Genomic DNA, 24,689 nt, shown 5'->3' on the forward strand with positions numbered 1-24,689 from the left:
CGCCTCACAATGCCAGCCATTGGGGCAACCAGGGGCCGAAGCGCTGGAATGGCAGCCCGAGCGCGTAGCTGAAGACCAGCACCGAAAACAGCGTCAGGCCGGCCGACAGCAGAAGTGCCGTCAGCGGCTTCATGCGGGCGCTGGCAAAAGAGGCGATCAGCGCCGTCAGGAAGATCGACGGGACGAAGCCGAGGCCGCGCACGGTCATGCCGAAAAAGATCGGCGCCGGCAGGATGAAGAGCATGCCGCGCCAGGCAATGGGGCCGATCGGCTCGCCCTCGACGCGCACCGCCTGGACGAGGATGATGGCGCCGAGCACGATCAGCACGATCGCAAGCACCAGCGGGAAATAGCCCGGTCCCATGCGGAAGGCGGTGCCGATTTCGAGGCCGAGCGATTGTATCGCGAAAAAGGCGCCGAAAAAGATGAACAGCGCGGCGCACAGGCCGTTTGTCCTGTCGATGGCGAAAGGTTTCATGGCGGTCCTCCCCTGACCTTGCGACGGGCTGCCGTTGCAAATGTGAAACGGATGTCAAAGCGAAAACGGGCGCCGGCAGCGCCCCGTTCAAGCCTCAGTCGGCGTATTGGCCGGCGGCTTCGATGATCGGCTTCCAGCGCGTGATCTCGCCTTCCAGCTTGGCCTTCAGCGCTGCCGGCGTCGCGTCGGACTCGGACGACGGCTTGGTGCCGAGTTCGGCAAAGCGGGCGATGACGTTGGGGTCCTTCAGCGCGACCTGGAGCGATTTCGACAGTCGGCCGGTGATCTCGGCCGGCGTGCCCTTCGGCGCATAGAGGCCGTGCCAGATGCCGACCTGCACCGCGGGCAGGCCGGCTTCGATGGTCGTCGGCACGTCCTTCAGCACGTCGAGGCGCTCCGGCGTGGTGACGGCATAGGCCTTGATCGTGCCGCCCTGGATCTGCTTGGTGGTGTTGGTGGTCTGGTCGCACATAATGTCGACCTGGCCGCCGAGAAGGTCGGTCATGGCCGGGCCGGTGCCCTTGTAGGGCACGGTGACCAGCGGCGTGCCGATGGCGCTCATGAACAGCATGCCGCACAGATGCGAGGCAGCGCCGATGCCGGCATTGGCGACGGTGATGGTGTCCTTGTTGGTCTTGGCGTATTCGACCAGCCCTTTCAGGTCGGCCGGCTCCAGATCCTTGCGGGCGACGATCGCCATCGGCGCCTCGGTGACGAGGCCGATATACTCGAAGCCGTTCAGCGTGTCGTAGGCGAGTTTTCTGTAGAGGGTCGCGCTGGTCGCCATGCCGATGTGATGGAGGAGCAGCGTGTAGCCATCCGGGTCGGCGTTGGCGACGCGGCCGGCGCCCAGCGTGCCGCCGGCGCCGCCGACATTTTCGACGATGATCTGCTGGCCGAGATCCTTCGACATGGCTTCGGCGACGAGCCGCGTAACCGTGTCGGTCGGACCGCCGGCCGCAAACGGCACGACGACGGTGATGGTGCGCTCGGGATACGTCTGTGCGCTGGCGGTGAACGAATAAAGCGTGACGGCCGCGGCGGCGGCCAGGGCGGCTACAATTTTCCTCATCGTAATTCTCCTCCCAGGATATCAATCTCCGATCGCTGTGCAGGTCAGGCAGCAGGGTGCAACAAAGGCAAGCTAACAGATTGTCGCCTGACGCAAACTGCAAAATACAGTCGTGCGCAACCATGGCAATCAGGGGAGTATGCCCGGCGAAGATGGGGTTTCGTGTTGGCGTTGCTTCAATAACCGTAGCCGCGCGCCATCGCCGCCGCGAAGACCGGGATCAGCAGGAAGATGAAGGCCTCGGCGCGCACATAGGTCTTCACCGAGGCGAGTTCCGCCGCCGGCACCTGGAAGCCGGGACTGGCGCTGGCTTGCCGGTTCCAGGAGATGAAGCGGATGGTCGGGATGATCGACAGCAGGCCAACGATGCCGAACGCCGCCATCTTGGCCCAGAACACCCAGTTGTAGACATAGAACTCCCAGCCCTTCAGGCCGTAGACGACGCGGCCGATGCCGACGATGATGATCGACATCGCGAGGATGCCGTAGTGGCGGTCGATGCCGGCAAGCCGCTTCAGCGTGGCGGCGGAGAGGTCGCCGCGGATCAGGACAAATTCGGCGCCAATGATGCCGGCCAGCGAGAACACCAGCAGATGATGGAAAATGGCAAGCACGAGATCGGTGGTGTCCATGGCGTTCTCCTCCCATTGGCGGTATCGAGACCGGCCCTTGCCGGACCGGTTGCGAAAGGTAGCATCGTTCGGCAGAATTCCCAGAGGCGGACCTGGGTTGGACCATCGGCGTCGCCATCCTGACAGCTGGGGTTTTCTGAAATGACCGGACTGAAGCGCGCCCTGAACCCGATGCCGGACGACATCCGCATCGCCCTGACCGAAAAAGGACTGACAGCGGCCTACGAGGCGCGGCCGGACTACCAGAAGAACGATTATCTCGGCTGGGTCGCCCGCGCCAAACGCAGCGACACCAGGCAGAAGCGGCTCGACCAGATGCTGGACGAATTGCGGCGCGGTGGGCTCTACATGAAGATGGTCTGGCACGGCTGAAAGTAAGCCGACGCTGTTCGCTTCGACCGCCTGGTCGCGCCAGGCCGTTCGGAAGCTTCCCTGGCTGAATGATGATCCGGCTTGGCCCTTGTCCGGGCGCGCTGGTTTGCTAAGCGCTGACCGTCAACGGAGGCAGAGTTTCATGGGCAGTCCAAAAACAGCCGGCGTCCCGGTTCTCGAAACGGAACGGACCATCATGCGGGCGCACCGGATCGAAGACTTCGACGACTATGCTGTCATGTGGGCCGACCCCGTCACCACCCGTTTCATCGGCGGCAAGCCGCGGACGCGGGAGGAAAGCTGGATGCGGTTCCTGCGGCATGCCGGCCTGTGGTCGCTGCTCGGCTACGGCTTCTGGGCGGTCGAGGACAAGGCCAGCGGTCGCTTCATCGGCGAGGCCGGATTCCACGATCTGAAGCGCGACATCGAGCCGTCGCTCGAGGGCATTCCGGAAGCCGGCTGGGCGCTGGCGCCGCAAGCGCATGGCAAGGGTCTTGCCAGCGAAGTCGTCAGAAGGGCCCTAGCCTGGGGCGACGAAACCTTTGCCGGCGCGAGAACCGTCTGCATCATCGATCCGGAAAACACCGGCTCGTTGAACGTCGCGGCAAAGTGCGGCTACACCAAGGTCCTGGAAACCACTTATCACGATGGGCCGACGATCCTGCTCGAACGGCGGGTGTGAAGCGCTTCATCGACGCAATTTCCACGTTCTGCCAGGGTTGGCTATTCTAATCTAGCTACGCAATTCCTGTGGGAAAACCGCTCACACTTTTCCTGGAATTGCTCTTTGGGGGAGCCGACCATGCGTGCGATCAATGCGATATTTCTGAAGCTTTTCTGGGCGGGGCTGCTGCTCCTGGCGGCCGTGCAACTGGCGGGCGCCGATGCGACGGTGCCGACCGCCGACATCGAGGGCGGTGCCGACAATCATCTGGCCAAGCGCTACGAGGGGTCGTTCATCGTCTCCTACGAAAAATTCGCCTATACCGATTTAACAGTGCCGCTGTCGCCGCTGAAGCCGAGCGCCGATCCGGATGCCCGTGACACGATGAACAACCGTGTGTTCGCGCCGGACAAGAAGGCCGAGGTCGAAGGCGCGCTGACCCGCATCGCCTATGTGCTGCCGGCCGAGCGCTCCCCGCTCGAAGTGCTGCGCAACTACCAGGATGTGATCGCGGCCGCCGGCGGCGAAGTCCTGTTCGAATGCAAGAAGGAAGAGTGCGGCGGCGCCGCCGACCGGTCGTCGAGCGGTGGCGGCGGCGACATGAGCCTGATGATGTATTTCTTCCATGAAAGCGACGTCAAGGACGCGGCCTTTTCCAATGGCGCCTGTGCGGTAACCACCGGTATCAACGACCAGCGCTTCTTCGCCGCCAAGCTGCCGCAGGACGGCGGCGACGCCTATGTCACGGTTCAGGCCTATTCGCTGATCGACGACCTCTACTGCAAGGAACTCAACGGCCGCACCATTGCCGTCGTTCAGGTGCTGGAGCCCAAGGCGCGCGACAAGAAGATGGTGGTGGTCGAAGCGGCCAAGATGGCGGATTCGCTGTCGGCCACCGGCTCCATCTCGCTCTACGGCATCTTCTTCGACACCGACAAGGCCGACATCAAGCCGGAATCGGAACCGACGCTGAAGGAGATCTCGACGCTTCTGACCAACGAGCCCGGCATGGCGGTGATCGTCGTCGGTCATACCGACAACCAGGGCGCCTTCGACTACAATATCGATCTGTCGTCGCGGCGGGCGCAGTCGGTAAAGGCGGCGCTGGTCTCGAAATATGGCATCGATGGCGGCCGGCTGACCGCCGCCGGCGCCGGCATGATGGCGCCCGTCGCCAGCAATGACGACGAAGCCGGCCGCGCCAAGAACCGCCGCGTGGTGCTGGTCAAGGCGAACTGAGGCCGATCACGGTTTCAGCGCCGGCTAGGCGCGCTGCCTGCTCCAGCATCGAGCCATCCTCGCCGAAGGCGCGGGTGGCGCGAGCGGCGGCCTCCAGCAGGTCCGGTGTCATGCGGCGCAGGAACGCCGTATCGACGCGTGTCGACGGGCCGGCCAGCGTCAAGGCGCCGAGCAGAACGCGGCCCGGTCCGAACACCGGCACCGAGACGCCCGCCGTCTCCGGGTCGCGGTCGCCGATCGACAGATAGTGGCAGGCCTTGCGGATGGTCTCGTATGGTTCGCCCGGCTGGCCCGAAAACGCTGCCAGCACGCGGCCGCCAGAGCCGGCGAGCAACGGCAGCAGGTCGCCTTCCCGGATCGTGTAGCGGATCGGGTGCTTGGACTCGACGCGGTAGAGACAGGTGCGGGCGTCGCCGGAGCGGACATAGAAGGCGACGCTTTCCCAACTGCGTTCGGCAAGATCGCGCATGATCGGCAGCAGGATGTCGACCGCCACGACCGACCGCTGGTAAAGCGCGCCAAGCCTGAAGGTGGCAGGTCCGATGCGGTAGCGGCCATCGTCGAGCCGCTCCAGCAACTGCCCGCGCAGCAACGAGTTCGCCAGCCTCAAAATGGTGCTTTTGTAGAGCCCGGTGCGCGCCGCGATCTCGGCCAGGCTGAGCGAGCGGTCGGCGGTCGCGAACGCGTCGAGAATGGCGATCGCGCGGTCGAGCGCGGCAACACCATCGGCCGGCAACGGCTGGGATCGCGCTTCGGTCATCTCACGAACAGTTTCATTCCAGTTTACCTGCTCGGACAAAGGCCGGCCGAAGCGATTGTGCCGCACATCCATGGTTCTGTCTAGTAGAACAGCGTTCCTGTTGACAGAACGTACCGAAATCGGCATGAATTTTTGCCGAGCGGGTCTGTTTTCAGGCTACGTTTCTGGCAGGCACCGGAGGAGGTGTCGTGATTTGGAGGAATCCCATGCTGAACAGACGCAGATTTTTGATGAGCACCGCGGCCGCAGGCGCTGCCGGATTCGTCGCAACGCATTTGACGCCCGCTTTCGCTCAGGATGCACCGCAGATCCAGATCTTCGTGCCGGCCGCGCCCGGCGGCGGCTGGGACCAGACGGGGCGCACCATCGACCAGGTGCTGCGCAGTGAAAAACTGATCTCCGGCTCGCAGATCACCAATGTCGGCGGCGCCGGCGGCACTGTCGGCCTGCCGCAGTTCATCAGCCAGTGGAAGGGCAAGGGCAATTCGCTGATGGTGGCCGGCATGGTCATGGTCGGCGCCATCATCGCCAACAAATCGGCCAACAACCTTTCCGAAGTGACGCCCATCGCCCGCCTCACCGGCGAGTTCGAGGCGCTGGTGGTGCCCGCGGATTCGCCGTTCAAGACGGCCGGCGATTTCGTCGCCGCGCTCAAAGCGGATCCGACCAAGGTTCCCGTGGCCGGCGGCTCGGCCGGCGGCTCCGACCACATCCTGTTCGGGCTGATCGCCAAGACGGTCGGCGTTCCGGCAACCAACCTCTCCTATGTGCCTTTCGCCGGCGGCGGCGAGGCGCTGTCGGCGCTGCTCGGCAACCAGGTGGCGGCCGGCATTTCCGGCTTCGGCGAGTTCTCCGAGCAGGTCAAGGCGGGCGCGCTTCGGCTGTTGGCGATCTCCGCCGACAAGCGCCAGGACGGCATCGACGCACCGACGATGAAGGAAGCCGGCATTGACGTCGAACTGTTCAACTGGCGCGGCGTCTTCGCACCGCCAGGCGTCTCCGACGCCGACAAGGCGGCGATGGTCACGATGATCGAGACCATGGCCAAGAGCGATGCCTGGGCAGCCGAGTGCAAGAACCGTAACTGGACGCCCATCCTGCTTACCGGCGACGACTATGCGAAATTCCTCGTCGACGACACCGCCCGCATCACCGCGATCCTCAAGGATCTCGGCCTCGCCTGATGTCTTCAGGGGCGGCCACGGCCGCCCCTCCGACATTCGCCTGCGGCATGGACATATCATGCGCTGGGAGTGAAACTGCGGATGCGGCCGGCGGGAGGATGCCGGCCATCTCGGGAGGACATCGATGAGCACCAGCGACCAGCAGCCGGCGCCCCCGCGCCTTGCCATGCCCGAATTGTTGATCGGCATCGGGCTTCTCGCCTGTGCTGCGGCCGTGGCGTGGCAGACCCTGGCGATCCCGGTTTCGCCGCTCTATTCCAAGGTCGGGCCGACCGTCTTTCCCTACATCACCATGACCGGCATGATCGTGCTTTCGCTGCTGCTCATCGTCGCCGCGCTGCGCGGCGGCTGGCAGCCGCAGGAGGAAAAGGAAACGCCGACCGACTGGAAGGCGATGGGCATCGTCGTTGCAGGCCTGGTCGCCAATCTGGTGCTGATCCAGCCGCTCGGCTTCACCGCCGCCTCGGTCATCATGTTCGTGCTCGTCTGTTATGGCTTCGGCAGCAAGCACACGCTGCGCGATGCGCTGACCGGCTTGATCCTGGCGCTTGCCGCCTATTTCGGCTTTGCCAGGGCGCTCGGCGTCAACATTGGCGCCGGCTTCATCGAAAACCAGCTGAACACGGTGATCGACGCGATCATCGCCACTGTAAGGGGCTGACGCCATGGAGACGCTCGGCCATCTCGCCCACGGATTTTCCGTCGCTTTCTCGCCGATGAACCTATTGTGGTGCCTGGTCGGCACCACGCTCGGCACCGCCATCGGCGTGCTGCCCGGCCTCGGGCCGGCGCTGACCATCGCGCTTCTGTTGCCGATCACCTACCAGGTGGCGCCGGAGGCTTCCTTCATCCTGTTCGCCGGCATCTATTACGGCGCCATGTATGGCGGCTCGACGACCTCGATCCTGCTCAACACGCCGGGCGAAAGCGCCACCATCGTCACCGCGCTGGAAGGCAACAGGATGGCCCGCTCGGGTCGCGGCGGCGCGGCACTGGCGACCTCGGCGATCGGCTCCTTCGTCGCCGGCACCATCGGCACGATGGGCGTCGCCTTCCTGGCGCCGGTGGTGGTGAAGTTCGCGCTGGCCTTTGGTCCGGCCGAATATTTCTCGCTGATGGTGCTCGCCTTCATCACGGTTTCGGCGGTGCTCGGCTCGTCCTCCGTCCGCGGCCTCACCAGCCTGTTCATCGGCTTCGTCATCGGCATGATCGGCGTCGACCTGCAGACAGGACAGCCGCGCTTCACCTTCGGCATGAACGAACTGCTCGATGGCGTCGATGTCATCATTGCCGCGGTCGGCCTGTTTGCCGTCGGCGAGACGCTCTACATGGCCTCGCGCCGCTATGCCGGCAAGGACGAGATCGTGCCGCTCAAGGGATCGCTCTACATGACAGCGGCCGAATGGGGACGATCGTGGAAGCCATGGCTGCGCGGCGCTTTTATCGGCTTCCCGATCGGCGCCATGCCTGCCGGCGGCGCCGAGATCCCGACCTTCCTGTCCTATGCCATCGAAAAGAAGCTGTCGAAGCACAAGGAGGAGTTCGGCACGGTCGGCGCCATCGAGGGCGTTGCCGGACCGGAAGCCGCCAACAATGCGTCTGCCGCCGGCGTGCTGGTGCCGATGCTCACCCTTGGCCTGCCGACCTCGGCGACCGCCGCAATCATGCTGTCGGCCTTCCAGAGCTACGGCATCAATCCGGGACCGCTGCTGTTGACGACGCAGGCCGATCTGGTCTGGGGCCTGATCGCCAGCCTGTTCATCGCCAACGTCATCCTGGTCGTCCTCAACCTGCCGCTGATCGGGCTGTGGGTACGGCTGTTGAAAATCCCGGCGCCGCAGCTCTATGCCGGCATCCTCGTGTTCGCCACCGTCGGCACCTACGGCATCTCGCAATCGCCGATCGACCTCGTCATCCTCTATCTCCTGGGGACCGCCGGCTTCCTGATGCGGCGCTTCGATTTCCCGACAGCGCCGGTCATCATCGGCATGATCCTGGGGCCGCTCGCCGAAACGCAGTTCCGCAGGGCGATGACGATCTCGAACGGCGACTGGTCGGTGTTCTACACCCACAAGCTGTCGCTGGTGCTGCTGATCCTCGCCTTCATCGGCCTAGCCGGGCCGCATATCTGGGCCTTCATCGAGCACCGGCGCCGTCGCGGACCGGAGCATGTGCCGGGCGATGCCTGAGCAACCTGGAGCATCATGACCGATCTGCTTGCCGGCATCCGCATTCTCGACCTGACCAATGTGCTGGCGGGCCCTTACTGCGCCTACCAGCTGGCGCTGCTCGGCGCCGATATCATCAAGGTCGAGACGCCGCAAGGCGGCGATCTGGCGCGCCAGCTTGGTGCCTCGGCGGCGCTCAACAAGGCGGGGATGGGCGCATCGTTCCTGGCCCAGAATGCCGGCAAGCGATCGGTGGTGCTGGATCTCAAGAGCGAAGCCGACCGCGAACGCTTCCTCGATCTCGTCGCCTCCGCCGATGCGCTGGTCGAGAACTTTCGACCGGGCGTGATGGGGCGGCTGGGGCTTGGCTATGAGGCGCTGAAAGAGGTTCGTCCGGGTCTCGTCTATTGCGCCATATCGGGGTTCGGCCAGACCGGGCCGATGCGCGACAATCCGGCCTACGACCAGATCATCCAGGGGCTGTCCGGCATCATGAGCATCACCGGCACGCCGGAGACAGCACCCTTGCGGGTCGGCTATCCCGTCGCCGACACGCTGGGCGGGCTGGTCGGGGCCTTCGCAATCGCCGCGGCGCTGGTCAAGCAGAAGACCTCGGGCGAGGGCGCGTTTCTCGATGTCTCGATGCTCGAATGCACGCTGTCGGCGCTGGGCTGGCCGGTGTCCAACTATTTGACCGCCGGTGTCGAGCCGCAGCCGATGGGCAATGAGAACATGACGGCTGCGCCCTCCGGCGCGTTTCGCACCGGCGACGGCCTGCTCAACATCGCCGCCAACAAGCAGGAGCAGTTCGTCACGCTTTGCCGGCTGATCGGCCAGCCGGAACTGGCCGACGATCCGCGCTTTGCCGAGCGCGAGACGCGCAAGCAGAACCGCGCTGTGCTGAAGGTGCTGATCGAGACGGCCTTGGCGAGCGCCTCGGCCGCAGCCTGGGAGGAAAAATTCAACCGCGCCGGCGTGCCGGCGGGCCGGGTGCTGACGATCCCCCAAGTGCTTGGCGAGCGCCAGGTCGTCGAGCGCGACATGACCACGCGTTTCCAGGGTCTGCCCGGCATGGAGCAGCCGCTGACAGTGGTGCGCGGCGGCTTCATGGTCGATGGCGCGGCACCCTTGCCGGTCCTGCCGCCACCGGTGCTGGGTGAGCATATGGACGAGGTTTTTTCCACCCTGCCGCCGCGCGCCAGGAGAAGCGCGTGAGCGAGAGAAAAACCGGCCGCGAGCGCGGCGAGGAGTGGTGGCAGACCGGCATCATCGAGATGAGCCCCGGCATCATCCGGCTGCGCGGCTATGAAATCCAGGAGCTGATCGGCCGCGTCAGCTTTCCGGCAACGATCTGGCTGATGCTGCGCGGCGAATTGCCGAGCAAGGAGCAGGCGGCGCTGCTCGGTATTGCGCTGGGGGCGGCCGTCGACCACGGGCCGCAGGCGCCGTCGATCGCCATTGCCCGCATGGCCATCACCTGCGGCGTCGGCATCAACAGCGCCATGGCGTCCGCCGTCAACGTGCTGGGTGACGTGCATGGCGGCGCCGGCGAACAGGCGCTGTCCTTCTATGGCGACATTGCCGTGGCACGTGACCAGGGTGTTGCGCTGGACCAAGCCGTAGCCGCACGGCTCGACCGTTTCTTCGCCGAGGAGAAAGGCTATGTGCCGGGATTTGGCCATCGCTGCCACCCGGTCGATCCGCGCGCGCCGCGCCTGATCGCAGTGACGCGCGAGTTTGCCGCGCGCGGCGTCGTCAGCGGACGCTTTGCCGACATCGCCGAGGCCGTCGAATCAGAGGTGGCACGGCGCAAGGGGAAGAAAATACCGCTCAACATCGACGGCGCCACCGCCGTCATCTATGGCGAGCTCGGCTTTCCGCCGCCGTTGACGCGCGGCCTGTTCGTGCTCTCGCGCTCGGTGGGCATCCTGGCGCATGCATGGGAACAGTCGCAGCAAAGCGAGCGCAACAAAGGGCCGCTGCCGCGCGAATGGCTGTGGGCCTATACGGGCACGCCGCTGCGGCCATTTCCCGCTGAGGGGGATGAGGGTCCCGCTGAAGGGGACGAGGGCAAGTGAGGTTGGTCAGGTCGGGTCTGGCACCGCAGGCTGAGGCGGCGCCAGGTTGGCCATCAGCGTCGAGAGATCCGGCTCATCGATGAGCAACGCCGCGTCCTGCGGCTTGAGCCAGGCCCGCTGGCGGCTCTTGGCCTCCTGCCAGTTGGCCAGTTCCTCGGAAACCTCCAACAGATACACGACGACGTCGACACGCACGAAATTGTGCTCCAGCCGTTTCCAGTAGGAATAGCTGCCGGCCGGCGCCTTGCGGGTCTTGCCGAGCACGCCGGCTTCTTCGCGCGCCTCGATGGTGGCGGCCTTGCGCCCGCTCTTTCCTTTCATCGGCCAGCCCTTGGGCACGATAAAGCGCTTCGTCGCTCGCGACGTCACCAGCATCACTTCGAAATTGCCTGAAACGTCCAGGCGAAAGGGAATGGCGGCGACCTGGCGAATGTGTTCGCCTCGCCTTGCCTTGCGTACCGCCTTTTTCTTAGTCGTCGCCATGTGCTGAAATCCGGTGGGCGGGCGCACAGCCGCACGCCGCCTGCAAACCCCTGATATGCCCGCGAGGCAATGAGCATCTTTAGTAAATAAGTCGACTAAGTAAATCGCAGGCGACCGATATCAACGGCAAACACGCACAATCTGGTTGTTGACGATCTGAATCGGACAAGCTTGCCGGACGACGGGCACTTCGGGGCGCGGCTGCGGCACGATCCGACGGTCCTGCTCGCGATATTGCTGCTGCTGTTGCTGGAACTGCTGCCGCTGCAGGCTGTTGCGCAATTGCTGCAGCTGGTTCTGCTGGATCAGCCGGTTGGCGCTGGGATTGACGGACTGAGCCGCAGCAGATTGCATGATGCCGGCGAGCGTTGCCGCCGCCAGCATTGCCGACATGAGAACTGTCGATAGGCGAAGCGTCGACATCAGTTCATTCCCGTACAGATATAACCTCCTCTCTATATAGGGCGTTCGTCTCGATCTGCCATGGGCCGGTTGGCCGATCTGCCACGGGTTGGCGAAATCCCTGAGGATGCGGCCTGCCGCACTTGACAGAAAAGATCGATTGACCGCTCTATCGGGCGCGGATCTCGGGCTCAATCGCGGCTGACTCGAGGCACAATCGGGAGCATATCGATGAAAAGCAGGCAAGTATATTTCGCGGCGCTACTGGGCAGCATCTGTATTCTTGGCCCGGTGGCAGTCGCGGCGCAAACCAAGACCGACAAGGCGGCGCCTGCCGCCGCAGCGCCCGCCCCTGCTGCCGGCCCGACATTGCCTGGCGGCGCCTCGGCGCTGTCCGAGACACATGGCGACTGGACGGTCAATTGCCAGGTAACCGGCACGGCCAAGGTTTGCAGCCTGTCGCATCAGCAGTTCAACAAGCAGTCCAACCAGCGCCTGCTGGCGATCGAGCTGTCGAGCAAGAGCGGCGACGACGCCGCCGGAACGCTGGCGCTGCCGTTCGGCCTGGCGCTCGCCAAAGGCGTCAGCCTGACCATCGACGACCAGAAGCTGGAAGGCAGCCTGCCGTTCAACACCTGCCAGGCCGTCGGCTGCCTGGTGCCGGTGGCGTTCGATGCCAGCGTCACGCCGCTGCTCAAGGCAGCCACCACGCTGAAGATCGACGCCTTCGCGGCCGACACCGGTCAAGCGGTGAGTTTCACCATCCCGCTCAACGGGTTCGGCGGCGCACTGGCACGGACCGCGGAACTCTCGGCGGACTGAGCGGAAAACGTCCGGTCACTCAACCTCGCGCAGCCGGTACCCAACGCCGGTCTCGGTGGTGATGTAGCGCGGCTGGTCGGGCGACTTTTCGATCTTCTGCCGGAGCTGGCGGACATAGACCCTGAGATACTGCACGTCGGTCGAATCGCCCCACACCTGCTTCAGCAGGAAATGGTGGGTCAGCACCTTGCCGGCATGCTGCACCATAATACGCAATATGTCGTATTCCTTGGGGGAGAGCTTTATCTCCTTGCCTTCGACCTTGACGATGCGCTTGACCAGGTCGACCGAGAGATCGCCGGTCTGAAACACCGGCTTTTCGCCCTGCTGCTGGAATCGGTGGCGCAGCGCGACGCGGATTCTGGCGACCAGTTCGTTCATGCCGAACGGCTTGGTGATGTAGTCGTCAGCGCCGAGTTCGAGCGCCGCGACGATGCCGGCTTCGTCGGTGCGGCTGGACAGGATGACCACGGGCACGTCGAGGCCGTCGCCGCGCCATTTGCGCAGGAGATCGAGGCCACCCATGCCGGGCAGGCCGAGGTCGAGCAGGATCAGATCCGGCTTTTGTGCATCGACGAGTTCGATCGCGGCCCCGGCATTGGGCGCCTCGCTGACCGCATAGCCCTGGCTGCCGAGGCCGACGCGCAGCAGTTTGCGGATCGGCGGCTCGTCATCGACGACCAGTATGCTGACATTGGAATTTGTCATGCCGGATCACCAGATGCTTGCTCGTCCACACCTGATACGTCCGTATCGGACGATTGTACCAACCTCGGCATGCGGATTGTGAAGACTGCGCCCGGGCGATCGCTGCGGTTCGCCGCCATGATCGTGCCGCCCATCGCCTCGATGAAGCCCCGGCAGATCGACAGGCCGAGCCCGGTGCCGGCCTGGACCTGATCGCGCTTGCGCACCCGGTAAAAGCTGTCGAAGACGCGCTCCAGGTCGGCGGGCGGAATGCCCGGTCCCTCATCCATGATCTGCAGCGCGACGGAGCCATTGTCGGCCCAGCCCTGCAGCCGGATTGTCGATCCCTGTGGCGCGTATTTCGCGGCATTGTCGAGCAGATTGAACAGCATTTGTTCGAACAGCACGGGATCGAGCTTCAGCATCGGCAGGTCGGCCGGAATATCAACCTCGGTCTTGTGCCCGGCAGTGATCTTGCGTGCCCGCTGCAAGGCCGAGCCGACGACATCGCCGACATAGTGCAGGGCGAAATTCGGTTCCATGGCGCCCGATTCAATCTTGGTCATGTCGAGCAGATTGGCGATGAAGCGGTTCAGCCGTTCGGACTCGTCGAGCACGGTGGTCAGCAGCTCGGCCCGATCGTTCTCGGGCAGTGCCGGCGCAAATTCCCTGAGCGTGCCGGCCGCGCCCATGATGGCCGCCAGCGGCGTCTTCAGATCATGCGAGATCGACGTCAGCAGTGCCGAGCGCAAGCGGTCGGCCTCGGCCGCCAGCCTGGCGCGGTCGACATCGGCGACCAGCTGGATGCGCTCGATGGCAACCGCCGCCTGGTCGGCCAGCGCGTCGAGCAGGCGCTGTTGCTCGGGCGTCAAGAGCGGCCCCTGCTTGTCATTGTCGAGGCCGACGACGCCGATGGCGGTACGGCCGGTCCGCAAGGGGAGGTAGAGGCGTTTTGCCCCGGGCAGGGTATCGGCGCCACGGCCGGCAGCCCGGTTGTGTTCCCAAGCCCAGCGTGCAGCCGCGATGTCGGCCTCGGCCAGCGTGTCATCGGGGGGATAACCGGCCTTGACGGTGATCGTGCCTTCTTCCGGCAAAAGCAGCACCACGCGCAGCTTCAGCATCGAGGCGATCTGGAAGGCTGTGGCCCACAAAACGTCGTCGAGCGTGCCGGCGCCGGCGAGCTTCTTTGAAAAGAGGTAGATGTCCTCGGTGGCCCGGGCGCGTGAACGGGCGGCGGCTGCCTGACGCTGCACACGCGCCGTCAGATTGCTGGCGATGACGGCAACGACGAGGAAGACGGCGAAGGCAACGATGCTCTCCGGATCGCGGATCGTCATCGTGTAGCGCGGCTCGAGAAAGAAGAAGTTGAAGGCAATGGCGCTGAGGAAACAGGCGTACAGCGCCGGCCACAGGCCAAAGGTCACTGCCGATGTCAGCACCGCCAGCAGCAGCACGCTGGCAAGGTTGCGAACGTCGAGGAACTGATCGAGAACGGCGCTGACGGCAAGCGCGCCGGCGACATAGACGGTCGAGAAAAGATAAGGCCAGATTTGAAATGGCGTCTGCTCGGCCGCCGCCTTGACCCTCGACGTGGCCTCGTGGTCGCGCTCCGTTCCTGAAATGACATGGACGCTGATATCGCCGGCATTGCGGATCAGATCGTAGGTGAGCGAACCCTCGATCAGTTCGCGCCAGCGCGAGCGGGTCGGCCTGCCGACGACGATATGGGTGAAGTTGTTGGCCATGGCGTGGCGGACGATGTCCTGGGCGACGTTCTGGCCCGGAATGGTCGTCACCTCGGCGCCGAGCTGCTCGGCCAGGCGCAAGAGCGTGGCCAGCTGGTCCTTGTCTTCCTCCGACATGGCGGCCGAACGCGGCGTGTCGACATGCAGCGCCGTCCACGGTGCGCGCAGCCGGTCGGCCAGCCGGCGCGCATAGCGGACACGAGACGCTCCGCCCGGACGCGCATCGACGCAGACGAGCACCCTTTCGCCCGCCGCCCAGGGGCCGGGAATGGCGTGCGACTGCATGTGGTTGAGCAACTGCTCGTCGACGCGCTGGGCGGTGCGGCGCAGCGCCAATTCCCGAAGCGCGGTCAGATTGCCCGGCGAGAAATAGTTTTCGACTGCGCGCTGGGCAGTGTTGGGGAAATAGACCTTTCCCTCTTTCAGCCGCTTGATCAGGTCGTCGGGCGTGAGGTCGATGATCTCGATGTCGTCGGCCTGGTCGATGATGGAGTCCGGGACCGTTTCGCGCACCCTGACGCGGGTGATCTGCGCCACGACGTCATTCAGGCTCTCGACATGCTGGATATTGAGCGTGGTGTAGACGTCGATGCCGCGCGCAAGGATTTCCTGGACGTCGAGATAGCGCTTGGGGTGGCGGCTGCCGGGTGCGTTGGTGTGGGCGAGCTCATCGACGAGCACCAGCGCGGGGCGGCGGGCGAGAATGGCATCGATGTCCATCTCATTCAGCACGCGGTCCTTGTAGTCGACCTTCTGGCGCGGGATGACCTCGTAGCCTTCGACCAGCGCCAGTGTTTCCTTGCGGCCGTGGGTTTCGACGATGCCGATGACCACGTCGATGCCGTCGGCAAGCATGGCGCGGCCGGCCATCAGCATTTCGTAGGTCTTGCCGACACCGGGTGCAGCACCCAGAAATATCCGCAGGCGGCCGCGCTCTTCCCGTTCCGCATGCTCGAGCAGCGCGTCCGGAGAGGGTCTGGTATAGTTGCTTCTGGCGTCCGGCATCAGGCTCGATCATGAACGGCGCCGAGGATCGTGTCGATCCCTGGCCCCTGGCTTCAGAGATTGTCTCTCACTGCTTGGTATCGTCCAGTGCCAGGTTGAGCGCCAGCACATTGACGACCGGCTCGCCGAGGAAGCCGAGTTCGCGGCCTTCGACATGGCTGTCGACAAGCGCCTTGACCTTGGCTTCGTCGAAGCCCCTGGCCTTGGCCACCCGAGCGACCTGGAAATAGGCGGCGTTCGGGCTGATGGCGGGGTCGAGGCCGCTGCCGGACGTCGTCACCAGATCCATCGGCACCGGCTGGTTCGGGTTCTCCGCCTTCAGCTTTGCAACATCGCCCTTGATGCGGTCGATCAGCTTGGGGTTGGTTGGACCGAGATTGGAGCCGCTGGACGCTGCGGCGTTGTATCCGTCGCCGGCAGCCGAGGGGCGGCCATGGAAATACTTGTCGTCGGCAAAGCCCTGGCCGATCAGTTCGGAGCCGATGACCGTGCCGTTTTTCTCGATCAAGCTGCCATTGGCCTGGTGCGGAAACAGCGCCTGGGCGATGCCGGTCATGCCCAGGGGATAGATCAGGCCGGTCAAAACGGTGAAAAAGACGATCATGATAACAGCGGGTCTTATCTGAGTGAGCATGGACGTATTTCCTTAAGCGAGGCCGAGGCCGGTGACGATCATGTCGATCGCCTTGATGCCGACGAAGGGAACGATGATGCCGCCGAGGCCGTAGACCAGCAGGTTGCGGCTGAGCAGCGCGCCGGCGCCGATGGCGCGGTATTTGACGCCTTTAAGCGACAGCGGGATCAGAGCGATGATGATCAGCGCGTTGAAGATGATGGCCGACAGGATGGCGCTCTGCGGCGTCGCCAGATGCATGATGTTGAGCGCTTGCAGGGGGCCGATTGTATGTCCCGGCGCAACGTAGAAGACGGCAAACATGGCCGGGATGATGGCGAAGTATTTGGCGACGTCGTTGGCGATCGAGAAGGTCGTCAGCGAGCCGCGCGTCATCAGCAGCGCCTTGCCGATCTCGACGATCTCGATCAGCTTGGTCGGGTCACTATCGAGGTCGATCATGTTGCCGGCCTCGCGGGCGGCAACCGTGCCGGTGTTCATGGCGACGCCGACATCGGCCTGCGCCAAGGCCGGCGCGTCGTTGGTGCCGTCACCGCACATGGCGACCAGCTTGCCCTTGGCCTGTTCGTCGCGGATCAGCTTCAGCTTGTCCTCGGGCGTGGCCTGGGCGAGGAAATCGTCGACGCCGGCTTCGGCTGCGATCGCCGCCGCAGTCATCGGATTGTCGCCGGTGATCATCACGGTGCGGATGCCCATTTTGCGCAGTTCGGCAAAGCGCTCGCGGATACCACCCTTGACGATGTCCTTGAGGTGGACGACGCCGAGCAGGCGGCCGTCACGCTCGACGGCCAGCGGCGTGCCGCCCGACTTGGCGATCTCGTCGGCGATCGCCTGGAGATCCTTGACGGTGTCGCTGCCGGGGCGCGTGCCGTGAGTGGCCGATGACGACTGGCTGACATAGGCGAGAACCGAATCGACGGCGCCCTTGCGCACCGACGAGCCATCGATGTCGACGCCGCTCATCCGGGTCTGCGCGGTGAAGGGCACGAAGCTGGCATGCAAGGTTGCCATGTCACGGGCGCGGATGGCGTATTTCTCCTTGGCCAGCACGACGATCGAGCGTCCCTCAGGCGTCTCGTCGGCGAGCGAGGCGAGCTGCGCGGCATCGGCCAGTTCCTGTTCGGTGACGCCCTTGACCGGGCGGAATTCGGTGGCCTGGCGGTTGCCGAGCGTGATGGTGCCGGTCTTGTCGAGCAAAAGCGTATCGACGTCGCCCGCCGCTTCGACGGCACGGCCGGACATGGCCAGCACGTTGAAGCGCACCAGGCGGTCCATGCCGGCAATGCCGATGGCCGACAGCAGGGCGCCGATGGTGGTCGGGATCAAGGTGACGAACAGCGCGACCAGCACCGTCACCGGGATATAGCCGCCGGAATAGGAGGCAAAGCTCGGGATCGTGGCGGTGGCCAGCACGAAGATCAGCGTCATGCCGACGAGCAGGATGTTGAGCGCGATCTCGTTGGGCGTCTTCTGGCGCGAGGCACCCTCGACCAGCGAGATCATGCGGTCGAGGAAGGTGTGGCCGGAGGCGGCTGATATGCGCACGCGAATCCAGTCGGACAGAACCTGCGTGCCGCCGGTGACCGCCGAACGGTCGCCGCCGGATTCGCGAATGACGGGTGCGGACTCGCCGGTGATTGCCGCCTCGTTGACCGAGGCCACGCCTTCGATCACTTCACCGTCGGACGGGATGATGTCGCCGGCTTCGACCAGCACGATGTCGCCAACCTTCAGGCTGGTGCCGGGCACCAGCTTGAACCTGGAGCGGTCTTCGCCGGCAAGCAGCTTGGCCTGGGTTTCGGTGCGCGCCTTGCGCAGCGAATCGGCCTGCGCCTTGCCGCGGCCTTCGGCGACGGCCTCGGCGAAGTTGGCGAACAGCACGGTGAACCACAGCCAGATGATGATCTGCAGCGTAAAGCCGAAATCGCCGCCGCCGGTGGCGAGATCCTTGACGAACAGGACCGTGGTAAGAAGCGAGACGATGGCGACGACGAACATCACCGGGTTCCTGACCAGCGTGCGGGGGTCGAGTTTCCTGAAGGCGCCGCCGATGGCCGGCCACAGGATGCGGGCATCCATGATGCTCGCGGATTTGGACTGGCTCATTTGGTGGCTCCAGTATCTGAACTGTTGGCCGGCACCGACCGATCGGATGCCGAAAAGAGGGGCGGCGGACCATAGGCCAGCAGCCAGATCACGATCATGACTGCCGCGAGGCCGAGGAAGGTAGATACGCTGGGGAAGGGAGGGGGCGTTTCCTCCCCCTCATTGCCGGCTCGTGGGCCGGCTCGCGGCCGGGCCTTCATGCGTTTTGGGTAGAACCAGGACATGACAAGCCTCAGAATGTCTGGCCGTTGATGGCAGCCAGGTGCTCGACGATCGGTCCGATCGCCAGTGCCGGGAAGAAGGTCAGGCCGACGACGATCAGGATGACGCCGACGAGCAGGCCGACGAACAGCGGGCCGTCGGTCGGGAAGGTGCCGGCGGAAGCCGGAACCGTCTTCTTCGTCGCTAGCGAGCCGGCAATGGCAAGCGCTGGAATGATGACGAAGAAGCGACCCACCCACATGGAGATGCCGAGCGTGATGTTGTACCAGGGCGTGTTGCCGGAAAGGCCGCCAAAGGCCGAGCCGTTGTTGGCCGCCGCCGAAGTGTAGGCATAAAGAACCTCGGAGAAGCCATGCGGACCGCCATTGGCCATCGAGGCGACGGCGCTTGGCAGCACGACCGCTATTGCCGTGAAGACCAGCATGACCAACGGCAGAGCGAGGATGGCGAGCATTGCCATCTTGACCTCCTTGGCCTCGATCTTCTTGCCGAGATATTCGGGCGTGCGGCCAACCATCAGGCCGGCGACGAACACGGTGATGACGATGAACATGACGATGCCGTAGAAGCCGGCGCCGACGCCGCCGACGATGACTTCGCCGAGCTGCATGTTGAGCATCGGGATCAGGCCGCCAAGTGCTGTGAACGAGTCATGCATGGCGTTCACCGCACCGCAGCTCGCAGCCGTGGTGATGACGGCGAATAGTGCCGAAGCGGCAATGCCGAAGCGGCTCTCCTTGCCTTCCATGTTGGCGCCGTCGACGCCCAACGCATGGACCAGCGGATTGCCCGCGGCTTCCGCCCAGTAGCAGATAACGACGCCAGCGATGAACAGCACACCCATCGTGGCCAGGATCGCCCAGCCCTGGCGCTGGTTGCCGACCATGCGGCCGAAGACGTTGGTGAGTGCGGCACCCAGCGCGAAGATCGTCACCATCTGGATCATGTTGGAGATGGCGTCGGGGTTTTCGAAAGGATGCGCGGCATTGGCGTTGAAGAAGCCGCCGCCATTGGTGCCGAGCATCTTGATGGCAACCTGCGAGGCGACGGGCCCAAGGGCGAGCGTCTGCTTGGCGCCTTCGAGCGTGGTGGCATCGACATACGGCCCCAGCGTCTGCGGCATGCCGAGCCAGACATAGACAAGGGTGAGCACGATGCTGAGCGGCAGCAGGATGTAGAGCGTGCAGCGGGTCATATCGACCCAGAAATTGCCGATCGATTTGGCCGAGGCGCGGGCGAAGCCGCGGATCAGCGCCACCGCGATGGCAATGCCCACGGCGGCCGACATGAAGTTCTGAACAGTCAGGCCGGCCATCTGTACGAGGTAGGACAACGTGCTTTCGCCGCCGTAATTCTGCCAGTTGGTGTTGGTGACGAAGCTGACGGCAGTGTTGAAGGCGAGATTGGGTTCGACCGATGCCATCCCGGCCGGATTGTAAGGCAGGACGCCCTGCAGGCGTTGCAGAAAGTACAGCACCAGGAAGCTGGCAAGGCTGAAGAAGATGATTCCTGCCACGTAGGTCGTCCAGTGCTGCTCCTCGCGTTCACTGGTTCCCGAAATGCGGTAGAGGCCGCGCTCAACGGGCCCGAGTATGGGCGAGAGAAAGGTGCGATCGCCATTGAAGACGCGGTACATGTAGCCGCCGAGCGGCTTCACCAGCAAAACGACGATCCCGCAATAAACCAGGATCTGTATCCATCCGTTGAGTGTCATGGCTTTCCGTGCCTTGCTTCAGAAGCGTTCTGGGCGAACGAGGGCGTATGTGAGGTAGACGAGCAGGAACAAGGTCACGCCGCCACCGAGGATGTAATCGACAAACATGTTGCGATCCTTCCGCTTAAAGAGCGTCGCAAGCTTTGATGTAGGCGAGGGAAAGACCGAAGAACAAAACCTCGACTCCGATGACGACGATGTCCATTTGTGTTGGTCCTTGCTTCTGCTTGTATTTGGCCCCAGCGACTGGCGAGCCATAAACTCCATGAGGACGACCCGCCGTAGCTTCGAGGGCTATGGCGTCCGGAGCGTTTTGCTCGAAGTGGAATATGGACCCGATCGCCATAAAGGTTCGAGACGGGCCGCGGAGGAAAGATATAAAATTCCTATAAAGATTTCCGGGAGATGGCTCCGTTCCGGGCCGCTAGAAACCGAGGCCATGATATCGCGACCCCTCTTGCGGCGCCGCCGTCTTTCGAAACAATGGGAACGCAAAACGAGGGAAAAACAGATGCTCGACATGGCACCATCGAAACAGGCGGCGACATGGCTTTGCGCGCTTGCACGGGCGCTGGAAGCTGATGACGCCGAGGCGGCCGCCAACCTGTTCGTCGAGGATTGCTACTGGCGCGATCTGCTGGCTTTCACCTGGAACATCACCACGATGGAAGGCCGCGATGCGATCCGCGACATGCTGCAAGCGACGCTGGCGGAAGCGAAGCCCTCACACTGGACGCTGTCCGGCGAGGCGACCTCGGATGAGGGCACCGTCGAGGCCTGGTTCACGTTCGAAACGGCGGTCGCGCGGGGCGAGGGGATTGTGCGCCTCACGGACGGCCGCTGCCGGACCTTGTTCACGGCGATGCGTGATCTCAAGGGGTTCGAGGAACAAAAGGGACCGGCGCGGCCGCTCGGCATCCGTCACAAGGCCGATCCGAAGCGCGAAACCTGGGCGGAGGCGCGGGCGCGCGAGACGCGCGACCTCGGCGCCACCGAGCAGCCCTATTGCCTGGTGATCGGCGGCGGGCAGGGCGGCATCATGCTCGGCGCGCGGCTGAGGCAGCTCGGCGTGCCCACCATCATCATCGAGAAAAATGCGCGCCCCGGCGATTCCTGGCGCAACCGTTATCGCTCGCTCGTGCTGCACGATCCGGTCTGGTACGACCATCTGCCCTACATTCCGTTCCCGGAGAACTGGCCGGTGTTCACGCCCAAGGACAAGATGGGCGACTGGCTGGAGATGTACACCAGGGTGATGGAGCTCAACTACTGGGTCGCCACCAAATGCGTCAGCGCCAGCTATGACGAGGCCGAGAAGGTGTGGACTGTGGTGGTCGACCGCGTCGGCCGGCAGATCACGCTGAAGCCGAAGCACATTGTCTTTGCCACCGGCGCCTATGGCCCGCCACGCCAGATCGCGCTGCCCGGCGCCGAGACCTTCAAGGGCGAACTCCTGCATTCCAGCCAGTATGCAAGCGGCGAGAAATTCCGCGGCAGACGTGTCGCTGTCATCGGCGCGGCAAGCTCGGGGCACGATGTCAGCGTCGACCTCTGGGAGAGCGGCGCAGACGTCACCATGATCCAGCGGTCGCCGACGACAGTGGTGAAATCCGACACTCTGATGGAAGTCGGCTTCGAGATCTTCTCGGAAAAGGCTTTGGCGCGCGGCATCAGCACCGACAAGGCCGACCTGATCGTCGCGTCCACGCCGTTCGCGCTTGTACCCAAGGGCCAGCGGGATCTTTACGAGGTGATCAAGGCACGCGACGCAGACTTCTACGACCAGCTACGCGCCGCCGGCTTCGCCATCGATTTCGGCGAGGACGAGACCGGGCTGTTGATGAAGGCCTACCGCACCGGCTCCGGCTACTACATCGATGTCGGCGCCTGCGAACTGATCATCAATGGCGAGATCAAAGTGAAGAGCGGCGTCGGCATCAGTTCATTGACGCCGACCGGCATCCTGTTCGACGACCGCAGCGAGCTGGCCGTCGATGCGATCGTCGCCTGTACCGGCTACCAGTCGATGAACGAGACCGTGGCGGCCATCGTCTCGCGCGAGGTCGCCGACAAGGTCGGGCCATGCTGGGGCCTCGGCTCCGGCGTCAAGGGCGATCCCGGTCCTTGGCAAGGCGAGCTGCGGAACATGTGGAAGCCGACGGCGCAGGACGCGCTGTGGTTCCACGGCGGCAATCTGGCGCTGTCGCGGTTTTACTCGAAATATGTGGCGCTGCAGATCAAGGCGCGGATGGAAGGGATTGCGACGCCGGTGTTTGGGGCGGTGAGTAACGCAGGGCGCTAGCGATCTCCTCCCCCTCGAGGGGGAGATGTCGCCGAAGGCGACAGAGGGGGTCGCCGCGCGTGGAGCGCTGACCTCCAGCTGCCGCGAGGAGCTTGCGTCCGGTCGAACCGACCCCTCTGGCCTGCCGGCCATCTCCCCCTCAAGGAGGGAGATTATCCACGCCCGAAATGCCGTGCCGCGACCTCGACATGCGTATGGTGCGTGTGGGCCTCGAAGCGCTCGGTCTCGTTGTGGTCGGCGGCTTCGTTCGGCCACCAGACACCACCCACGACGATGCCGTCCGATGTGAGCCGCTGATCCGCGATCAGCGCCGCACCGACCGCATCGACGAAGGTAAAGCGCCCGGGGCGCAGTCTCAGCACCGCGACATCGCCGACACCGCCAACTTTCAGCGTCCCAAGCTCCGGCCTGGCGATCGCCTCGGCTGGCCTTTGCGTGGCGGCGCGCAGCACCTCGACCAGCGGCATGCCCAGCGCCATTAGCTTCGACATGCAGACCAGTATGTCGAAGGCCGGACCGTCGACGCAATAGAGATGCACGTCGCTGGAGATGACGTCGGGCGCGAGGCCCTCGGCCAGCATCGCTTTCGCCACGGCGAAGTCGAACGATCCCATGCCGTGGCCGATGTCGAAGATGACGCCGCGTTCGCGGGCCAGCCGCATGTCCGGCCGCACCGCGCCGGAGGCGAAGACCGGCGCGTTGGGGAACGGGCGAAAACAGTGCGTGAGGATGTCACCCTTGCGCAGCCGCGGCAGCACTTCGGAGCGGCCGGGCGGCGGCTCGTCTATATGCGCCATCAGCGGCAGGCCGGCCTGGTCGGCGGCTTCCAGCGCGAGATCGACCGGCGCGATGCCGCTGGCGCCGCCGGCATGCTTGCCGGAGCGCACTTTTACGCCGACGACGACATCGGCGTGCTCGCGCACCGCAGCCACCGTCTCGCGTGGCTCGCAGAGCCTGAGATCGCTGCATTCGCCGACAGAGACGCTTTGCGAGAAGCCGAATATGCCGGCAAAGGAGATGTTGACATAGGCCAGGATGCGCACCTTCGAGCGCTCGATGACATGGCGGCGAAAGCCCAGAAAATTGCCGGCGCCGGCGCTGCCGGCATCGATGAAGGTGGTGGTGCCGCTCTTGGCCGCCAGCCGGTCGGCGTCGACGCCAAGCGAGGTGCCGCCCCAGTAGACATGGCTGTGCAGGTCGATGAGGCCGGGTGTGACGATGCAATCACGAGCATCGACTATCTTGGTGGCGTGCTCGGCATCGATCGCCGCCTCGATGGCCACGATGCGTCCGCCCGCAACGGCGACATCGCGCGGCGCGTCCAGGCCCGAGGCCGGATCGATCAGGCGGCCGCCCTTGATCAGGAGATCGAACTGCATCGGCGCCTGCCTCTCTTCGTTTTGGGGCATGATCTCTGGACAAAACGGTTTCCGTTTGTCCGAGAAAACCGGTTTCCACTTTTCGAGATCATGCCCCGACTGGTCAAACCGGCCGGTAGGCGACGGCTTCGACCTCGATTTTGATATCGATCATCAGCCGCGATTCGACCGTGGTGCGGGCCGGCGGATTCTTCGGGAAGTGCTTGGCGTAGACGGCATTGAAGGCGCCGAAGTCGCGCGCGTCCTCGAGCCAGACCGTGGTCTTGACGACATCGTCCATGGTGCAACCGGCCAGCGCGAGTGCCGCCTTCACATTCTGCAGCACCTGCTCGGTCTGCTCGGTGATGCCGCCCTTGACCACGATGCGGTCGCTGTCGACCGGCACCTGGCCTGAGATGTAGACGAAATCCCCGGCGCGCACGGCCGGCGACAGCGGCACGTGGGATGTTCCAAAACACTCTTTAGGCAAAGGAAACTCCTGTTCAGAATGGCGGGCCGCGCCCCGTTTTCGACGACCGCTCTACGCCTGTCCCGGTGATCC

General features: G+C 64.4%; 24 protein-coding genes. 10 read left to right on the top strand and 14 right to left on the bottom strand.

Features of this window, described 5'->3' with window-relative positions:
- Positions 1-4: 4 nt before the first annotated feature.
- From NKL04_RS30250 to NKL04_RS30260, 3 genes are all read right to left on the bottom strand, one after another.
- Complete coding sequence (locus tag NKL04_RS30250) at positions 5-478, bottom strand: tripartite tricarboxylate transporter TctB family protein (RefSeq protein WP_023686558.1); 474 nt, start codon at positions 476-478, stop codon at positions 5-7.
- Between the two features lie 94 nt (positions 479-572).
- A complete protein-coding gene (locus NKL04_RS30255) occupies positions 573-1,550 on the bottom strand; it encodes a tripartite tricarboxylate transporter substrate-binding protein (RefSeq protein WP_023700091.1) in 978 nt (325 codons plus the stop codon).
- Positions 1,551-1,726: 176 nt separating this feature from the next.
- Positions 1,727-2,182, bottom strand: coding sequence for a DUF2214 family protein (locus tag NKL04_RS30260; protein ID WP_023700090.1), 456 nt, complete (start codon positions 2,180-2,182; stop codon positions 1,727-1,729).
- Between the two features lie 141 nt (positions 2,183-2,323).
- Between NKL04_RS30260 and NKL04_RS30265 the strand changes: the two genes are divergently transcribed.
- The 3 genes from NKL04_RS30265 (at position 2,324) to NKL04_RS30275 (ending at position 4,457) form a co-directional block, all read left to right on the top strand.
- Positions 2,324-2,554, top strand: a complete 231-nt coding sequence (locus tag NKL04_RS30265; protein ID WP_023683083.1) for a YdeI/OmpD-associated family protein — start codon at positions 2,324-2,326, stop codon at positions 2,552-2,554.
- 142 nt (positions 2,555-2,696) lie between these two features.
- Positions 2,697-3,236, top strand: coding sequence for a GNAT family N-acetyltransferase (locus NKL04_RS30270; protein ID WP_023700089.1), 540 nt, complete (start codon positions 2,697-2,699; stop codon positions 3,234-3,236).
- A gap of 120 nt (positions 3,237-3,356) precedes the next feature.
- Positions 3,357-4,457 carry an OmpA family protein gene (locus tag NKL04_RS30275; protein WP_023700088.1) on the top strand — a complete coding sequence of 367 codons (1,101 nt, stop codon included), beginning with the start codon at positions 3,357-3,359 and terminating at the stop codon, positions 4,455-4,457.
- On the opposite strand, the gene NKL04_RS30280 is transcribed toward NKL04_RS30275, so the two are convergent.
- Entirely contained in the window at positions 4,444-5,217 is a 774-nt protein-coding gene (locus NKL04_RS30280) for an IclR family transcriptional regulator (protein WP_023691947.1), read from the bottom strand. The genes NKL04_RS30275 and NKL04_RS30280 overlap by 14 nt on opposite strands.
- A gap of 206 nt (positions 5,218-5,423) precedes the next feature.
- Here NKL04_RS30280 and NKL04_RS30285 point away from each other — a divergent pair, with 206 nt between their 5' ends.
- The 5 genes from NKL04_RS30285 (at position 5,424) to NKL04_RS30305 (ending at position 10,647) form a co-directional block, all read left to right on the top strand.
- Positions 5,424-6,401: a Bug family tripartite tricarboxylate transporter substrate binding protein gene (locus NKL04_RS30285; protein ID WP_023691946.1), complete on the top strand. Its 978-nt coding sequence runs from the start codon at positions 5,424-5,426 to the stop codon at positions 6,399-6,401.
- 124 nt (positions 6,402-6,525) lie between these two features.
- The gene (locus NKL04_RS30290) at positions 6,526-7,062 is read left to right on the top strand and encodes a tripartite tricarboxylate transporter TctB family protein (RefSeq protein ID WP_023700086.1); all 537 of its coding nucleotides are present in this window, start codon (positions 6,526-6,528) and stop codon (positions 7,060-7,062) included.
- A gap of 4 nt (positions 7,063-7,066) precedes the next feature.
- The gene (locus NKL04_RS30295) at positions 7,067-8,590 is read left to right on the top strand and encodes a tripartite tricarboxylate transporter permease (RefSeq protein ID WP_023700085.1); all 1,524 of its coding nucleotides are present in this window, start codon (positions 7,067-7,069) and stop codon (positions 8,588-8,590) included.
- A 15-nt stretch (positions 8,591-8,605) separates the two neighbouring features.
- A complete protein-coding gene (locus NKL04_RS30300) occupies positions 8,606-9,784 on the top strand; it encodes a CaiB/BaiF CoA transferase family protein (protein WP_023700084.1) in 1,179 nt (392 codons plus the stop codon).
- Positions 9,781-10,647 carry a citryl-CoA lyase gene (locus NKL04_RS30305; protein WP_023700083.1) on the top strand — a complete coding sequence of 289 codons (867 nt, stop codon included), beginning with the start codon at positions 9,781-9,783 and terminating at the stop codon, positions 10,645-10,647. The genes NKL04_RS30300 and NKL04_RS30305 overlap by 4 nt, the downstream gene beginning before the upstream one ends.
- A 6-nt stretch (positions 10,648-10,653) precedes the next feature.
- On the opposite strand, the gene NKL04_RS30310 is transcribed toward NKL04_RS30305, so the two are convergent.
- Entirely contained in the window at positions 10,654-11,130 is a 477-nt protein-coding gene (locus NKL04_RS30310) for an NUDIX hydrolase (protein WP_023700082.1), read from the bottom strand.
- A gap of 120 nt (positions 11,131-11,250) precedes the next feature.
- The gene (locus NKL04_RS30315; RefSeq protein WP_023669716.1) at positions 11,251-11,523 is read right to left on the bottom strand and encodes a hypothetical protein; all 273 of its coding nucleotides are present in this window, start codon (positions 11,521-11,523) and stop codon (positions 11,251-11,253) included.
- Between the two features lie 240 nt (positions 11,524-11,763).
- Between NKL04_RS30315 and NKL04_RS30320 the strand changes: the two genes are divergently transcribed.
- A complete protein-coding gene (locus tag NKL04_RS30320; RefSeq protein WP_023691943.1) occupies positions 11,764-12,354 on the top strand; it encodes an invasion associated locus B family protein in 591 nt (196 codons plus the stop codon).
- 15 nt (positions 12,355-12,369) lie between these two features.
- On the opposite strand, the gene NKL04_RS30325 is transcribed toward NKL04_RS30320, so the two are convergent.
- From NKL04_RS30325 to NKL04_RS30350, 6 genes are all read right to left on the bottom strand, one after another.
- On the bottom strand, positions 12,370-13,062 hold the full coding sequence (locus NKL04_RS30325; protein WP_023700081.1) for a response regulator transcription factor: 693 nt from the start codon (positions 13,060-13,062) through the stop codon (positions 12,370-12,372).
- Entirely contained in the window at positions 13,059-15,791 is a 2,733-nt protein-coding gene (locus NKL04_RS30330; RefSeq protein WP_352724807.1) for a DUF4118 domain-containing protein, read from the bottom strand. Before NKL04_RS30330 ends, NKL04_RS30325 begins: the two co-directional genes overlap by 4 nt.
- A 67-nt stretch (positions 15,792-15,858) precedes the next feature.
- Complete coding sequence (kdpC, locus tag NKL04_RS30335) at positions 15,859-16,425, bottom strand: potassium-transporting ATPase subunit KdpC (protein WP_031209129.1); 567 nt, start codon at positions 16,423-16,425, stop codon at positions 15,859-15,861.
- Between the two features lie 12 nt (positions 16,426-16,437).
- Entirely contained in the window at positions 16,438-18,531 is a 2,094-nt protein-coding gene (gene kdpB, locus NKL04_RS30340; RefSeq protein ID WP_023699135.1) for a potassium-transporting ATPase subunit KdpB, read from the bottom strand.
- 232 nt (positions 18,532-18,763) lie between these two features.
- Entirely contained in the window at positions 18,764-20,467 is a 1,704-nt protein-coding gene (kdpA, locus tag NKL04_RS30345) for a potassium-transporting ATPase subunit KdpA (protein ID WP_023700077.1), read from the bottom strand.
- A gap of 18 nt (positions 20,468-20,485) precedes the next feature.
- Positions 20,486-20,575 carry a K(+)-transporting ATPase subunit F gene (locus tag NKL04_RS30350; protein ID WP_023691936.1) on the bottom strand — a complete coding sequence of 30 codons (90 nt, stop codon included), beginning with the start codon at positions 20,573-20,575 and terminating at the stop codon, positions 20,486-20,488.
- A 403-nt stretch (positions 20,576-20,978) separates the two neighbouring features.
- On the opposite strand from NKL04_RS30350, the gene NKL04_RS30355 reads away from it, so the two are divergent.
- Positions 20,979-22,769, top strand: coding sequence for a flavin-containing monooxygenase (locus NKL04_RS30355; protein ID WP_023691934.1), 1,791 nt, complete (start codon positions 20,979-20,981; stop codon positions 22,767-22,769).
- 152 nt (positions 22,770-22,921) lie between these two features.
- Here the strand turns inward: NKL04_RS30355 and NKL04_RS30360 are convergent, their stop codons facing one another.
- Positions 22,922-24,148 (bottom strand): amidohydrolase/deacetylase family metallohydrolase, encoded by a 1,227-nt coding sequence (locus NKL04_RS30360; protein WP_031209127.1) that lies wholly within the window; start codon positions 24,146-24,148, stop codon positions 22,922-22,924.
- A gap of 103 nt (positions 24,149-24,251) precedes the next feature.
- Positions 24,252-24,617 carry a RidA family protein gene (locus tag NKL04_RS30365; RefSeq protein WP_023707576.1) on the bottom strand — a complete coding sequence of 122 codons (366 nt, stop codon included), beginning with the start codon at positions 24,615-24,617 and terminating at the stop codon, positions 24,252-24,254.
- Positions 24,618-24,689 lie beyond the last annotated feature (72 nt).

It is taken from the genome of Mesorhizobium sp. C264A, assembly GCF_040324515.1.
Taxonomy (GTDB): domain Bacteria; phylum Pseudomonadota; class Alphaproteobacteria; order Rhizobiales; family Rhizobiaceae; genus Mesorhizobium.

Excerpts from the sequence above, each read along its gene's own strand:
- NKL04_RS30250 (WP_023686558.1), bottom strand. The coding sequence starts at position 478 with ATGAAACCTTTCGCCATCGACAGGACAAACGGCCTGTGCGCCGCGCTG.
- NKL04_RS30255 (WP_023700091.1), bottom strand. The coding sequence starts at position 1,550 with ATGAGGAAAATTGTAGCCGCCCTGGCCGCCGCCGCGGCCGTCACGCTT.
- NKL04_RS30260 (WP_023700090.1), bottom strand. The coding sequence starts at position 2,182 with ATGGACACCACCGATCTCGTGCTTGCCATTTTCCATCATCTGCTGGTG.
- NKL04_RS30265 (WP_023683083.1), top strand. The coding sequence starts at position 2,324 with ATGACCGGACTGAAGCGCGCCCTGAACCCGATGCCGGACGACATCCGC.
- NKL04_RS30270 (WP_023700089.1), top strand. The coding sequence starts at position 2,697 with ATGGGCAGTCCAAAAACAGCCGGCGTCCCGGTTCTCGAAACGGAACGG.
- NKL04_RS30275 (WP_023700088.1), top strand. The coding sequence starts at position 3,357 with ATGCGTGCGATCAATGCGATATTTCTGAAGCTTTTCTGGGCGGGGCTG.
- NKL04_RS30280 (WP_023691947.1), bottom strand. The coding sequence starts at position 5,217 with ATGACCGAAGCGCGATCCCAGCCGTTGCCGGCCGATGGTGTTGCCGCG.
- NKL04_RS30285 (WP_023691946.1), top strand. The coding sequence starts at position 5,424 with ATGCTGAACAGACGCAGATTTTTGATGAGCACCGCGGCCGCAGGCGCT.
- NKL04_RS30290 (WP_023700086.1), top strand. The coding sequence starts at position 6,526 with ATGAGCACCAGCGACCAGCAGCCGGCGCCCCCGCGCCTTGCCATGCCC.
- NKL04_RS30295 (WP_023700085.1), top strand. The coding sequence starts at position 7,067 with ATGGAGACGCTCGGCCATCTCGCCCACGGATTTTCCGTCGCTTTCTCG.
- NKL04_RS30300 (WP_023700084.1), top strand. The coding sequence starts at position 8,606 with ATGACCGATCTGCTTGCCGGCATCCGCATTCTCGACCTGACCAATGTG.
- NKL04_RS30310 (WP_023700082.1), bottom strand. The coding sequence starts at position 11,130 with ATGGCGACGACTAAGAAAAAGGCGGTACGCAAGGCAAGGCGAGGCGAA.
- NKL04_RS30315 (WP_023669716.1), bottom strand. The coding sequence starts at position 11,523 with ATGTCGGCAATGCTGGCGGCGGCAACGCTCGCCGGCATCATGCAATCT.
- NKL04_RS30320 (WP_023691943.1), top strand. The coding sequence starts at position 11,764 with ATGAAAAGCAGGCAAGTATATTTCGCGGCGCTACTGGGCAGCATCTGT.
- NKL04_RS30325 (WP_023700081.1), bottom strand. The coding sequence starts at position 13,062 with ATGACAAATTCCAATGTCAGCATACTGGTCGTCGATGACGAGCCGCCG.
- NKL04_RS30330 (WP_352724807.1), bottom strand. The coding sequence starts at position 15,791 with ATGCCGGACGCCAGAAGCAACTATACCAGACCCTCTCCGGACGCGCTG.
- kdpC (WP_031209129.1), bottom strand. The coding sequence starts at position 16,425 with ATGCTCACTCAGATAAGACCCGCTGTTATCATGATCGTCTTTTTCACC.
- kdpB (WP_023699135.1), bottom strand. The coding sequence starts at position 18,531 with ATGAGCCAGTCCAAATCCGCGAGCATCATGGATGCCCGCATCCTGTGG.
- kdpA (WP_023700077.1), bottom strand. The coding sequence starts at position 20,467 with ATGACACTCAACGGATGGATACAGATCCTGGTTTATTGCGGGATCGTC.
- NKL04_RS30350 (WP_023691936.1), bottom strand. The coding sequence starts at position 20,575 with ATGTTTGTCGATTACATCCTCGGTGGCGGCGTGACCTTGTTCCTGCTC.
- NKL04_RS30355 (WP_023691934.1), top strand. The coding sequence starts at position 20,979 with ATGCTCGACATGGCACCATCGAAACAGGCGGCGACATGGCTTTGCGCG.
- NKL04_RS30360 (WP_031209127.1), bottom strand. The coding sequence starts at position 24,148 with ATGCAGTTCGATCTCCTGATCAAGGGCGGCCGCCTGATCGATCCGGCC.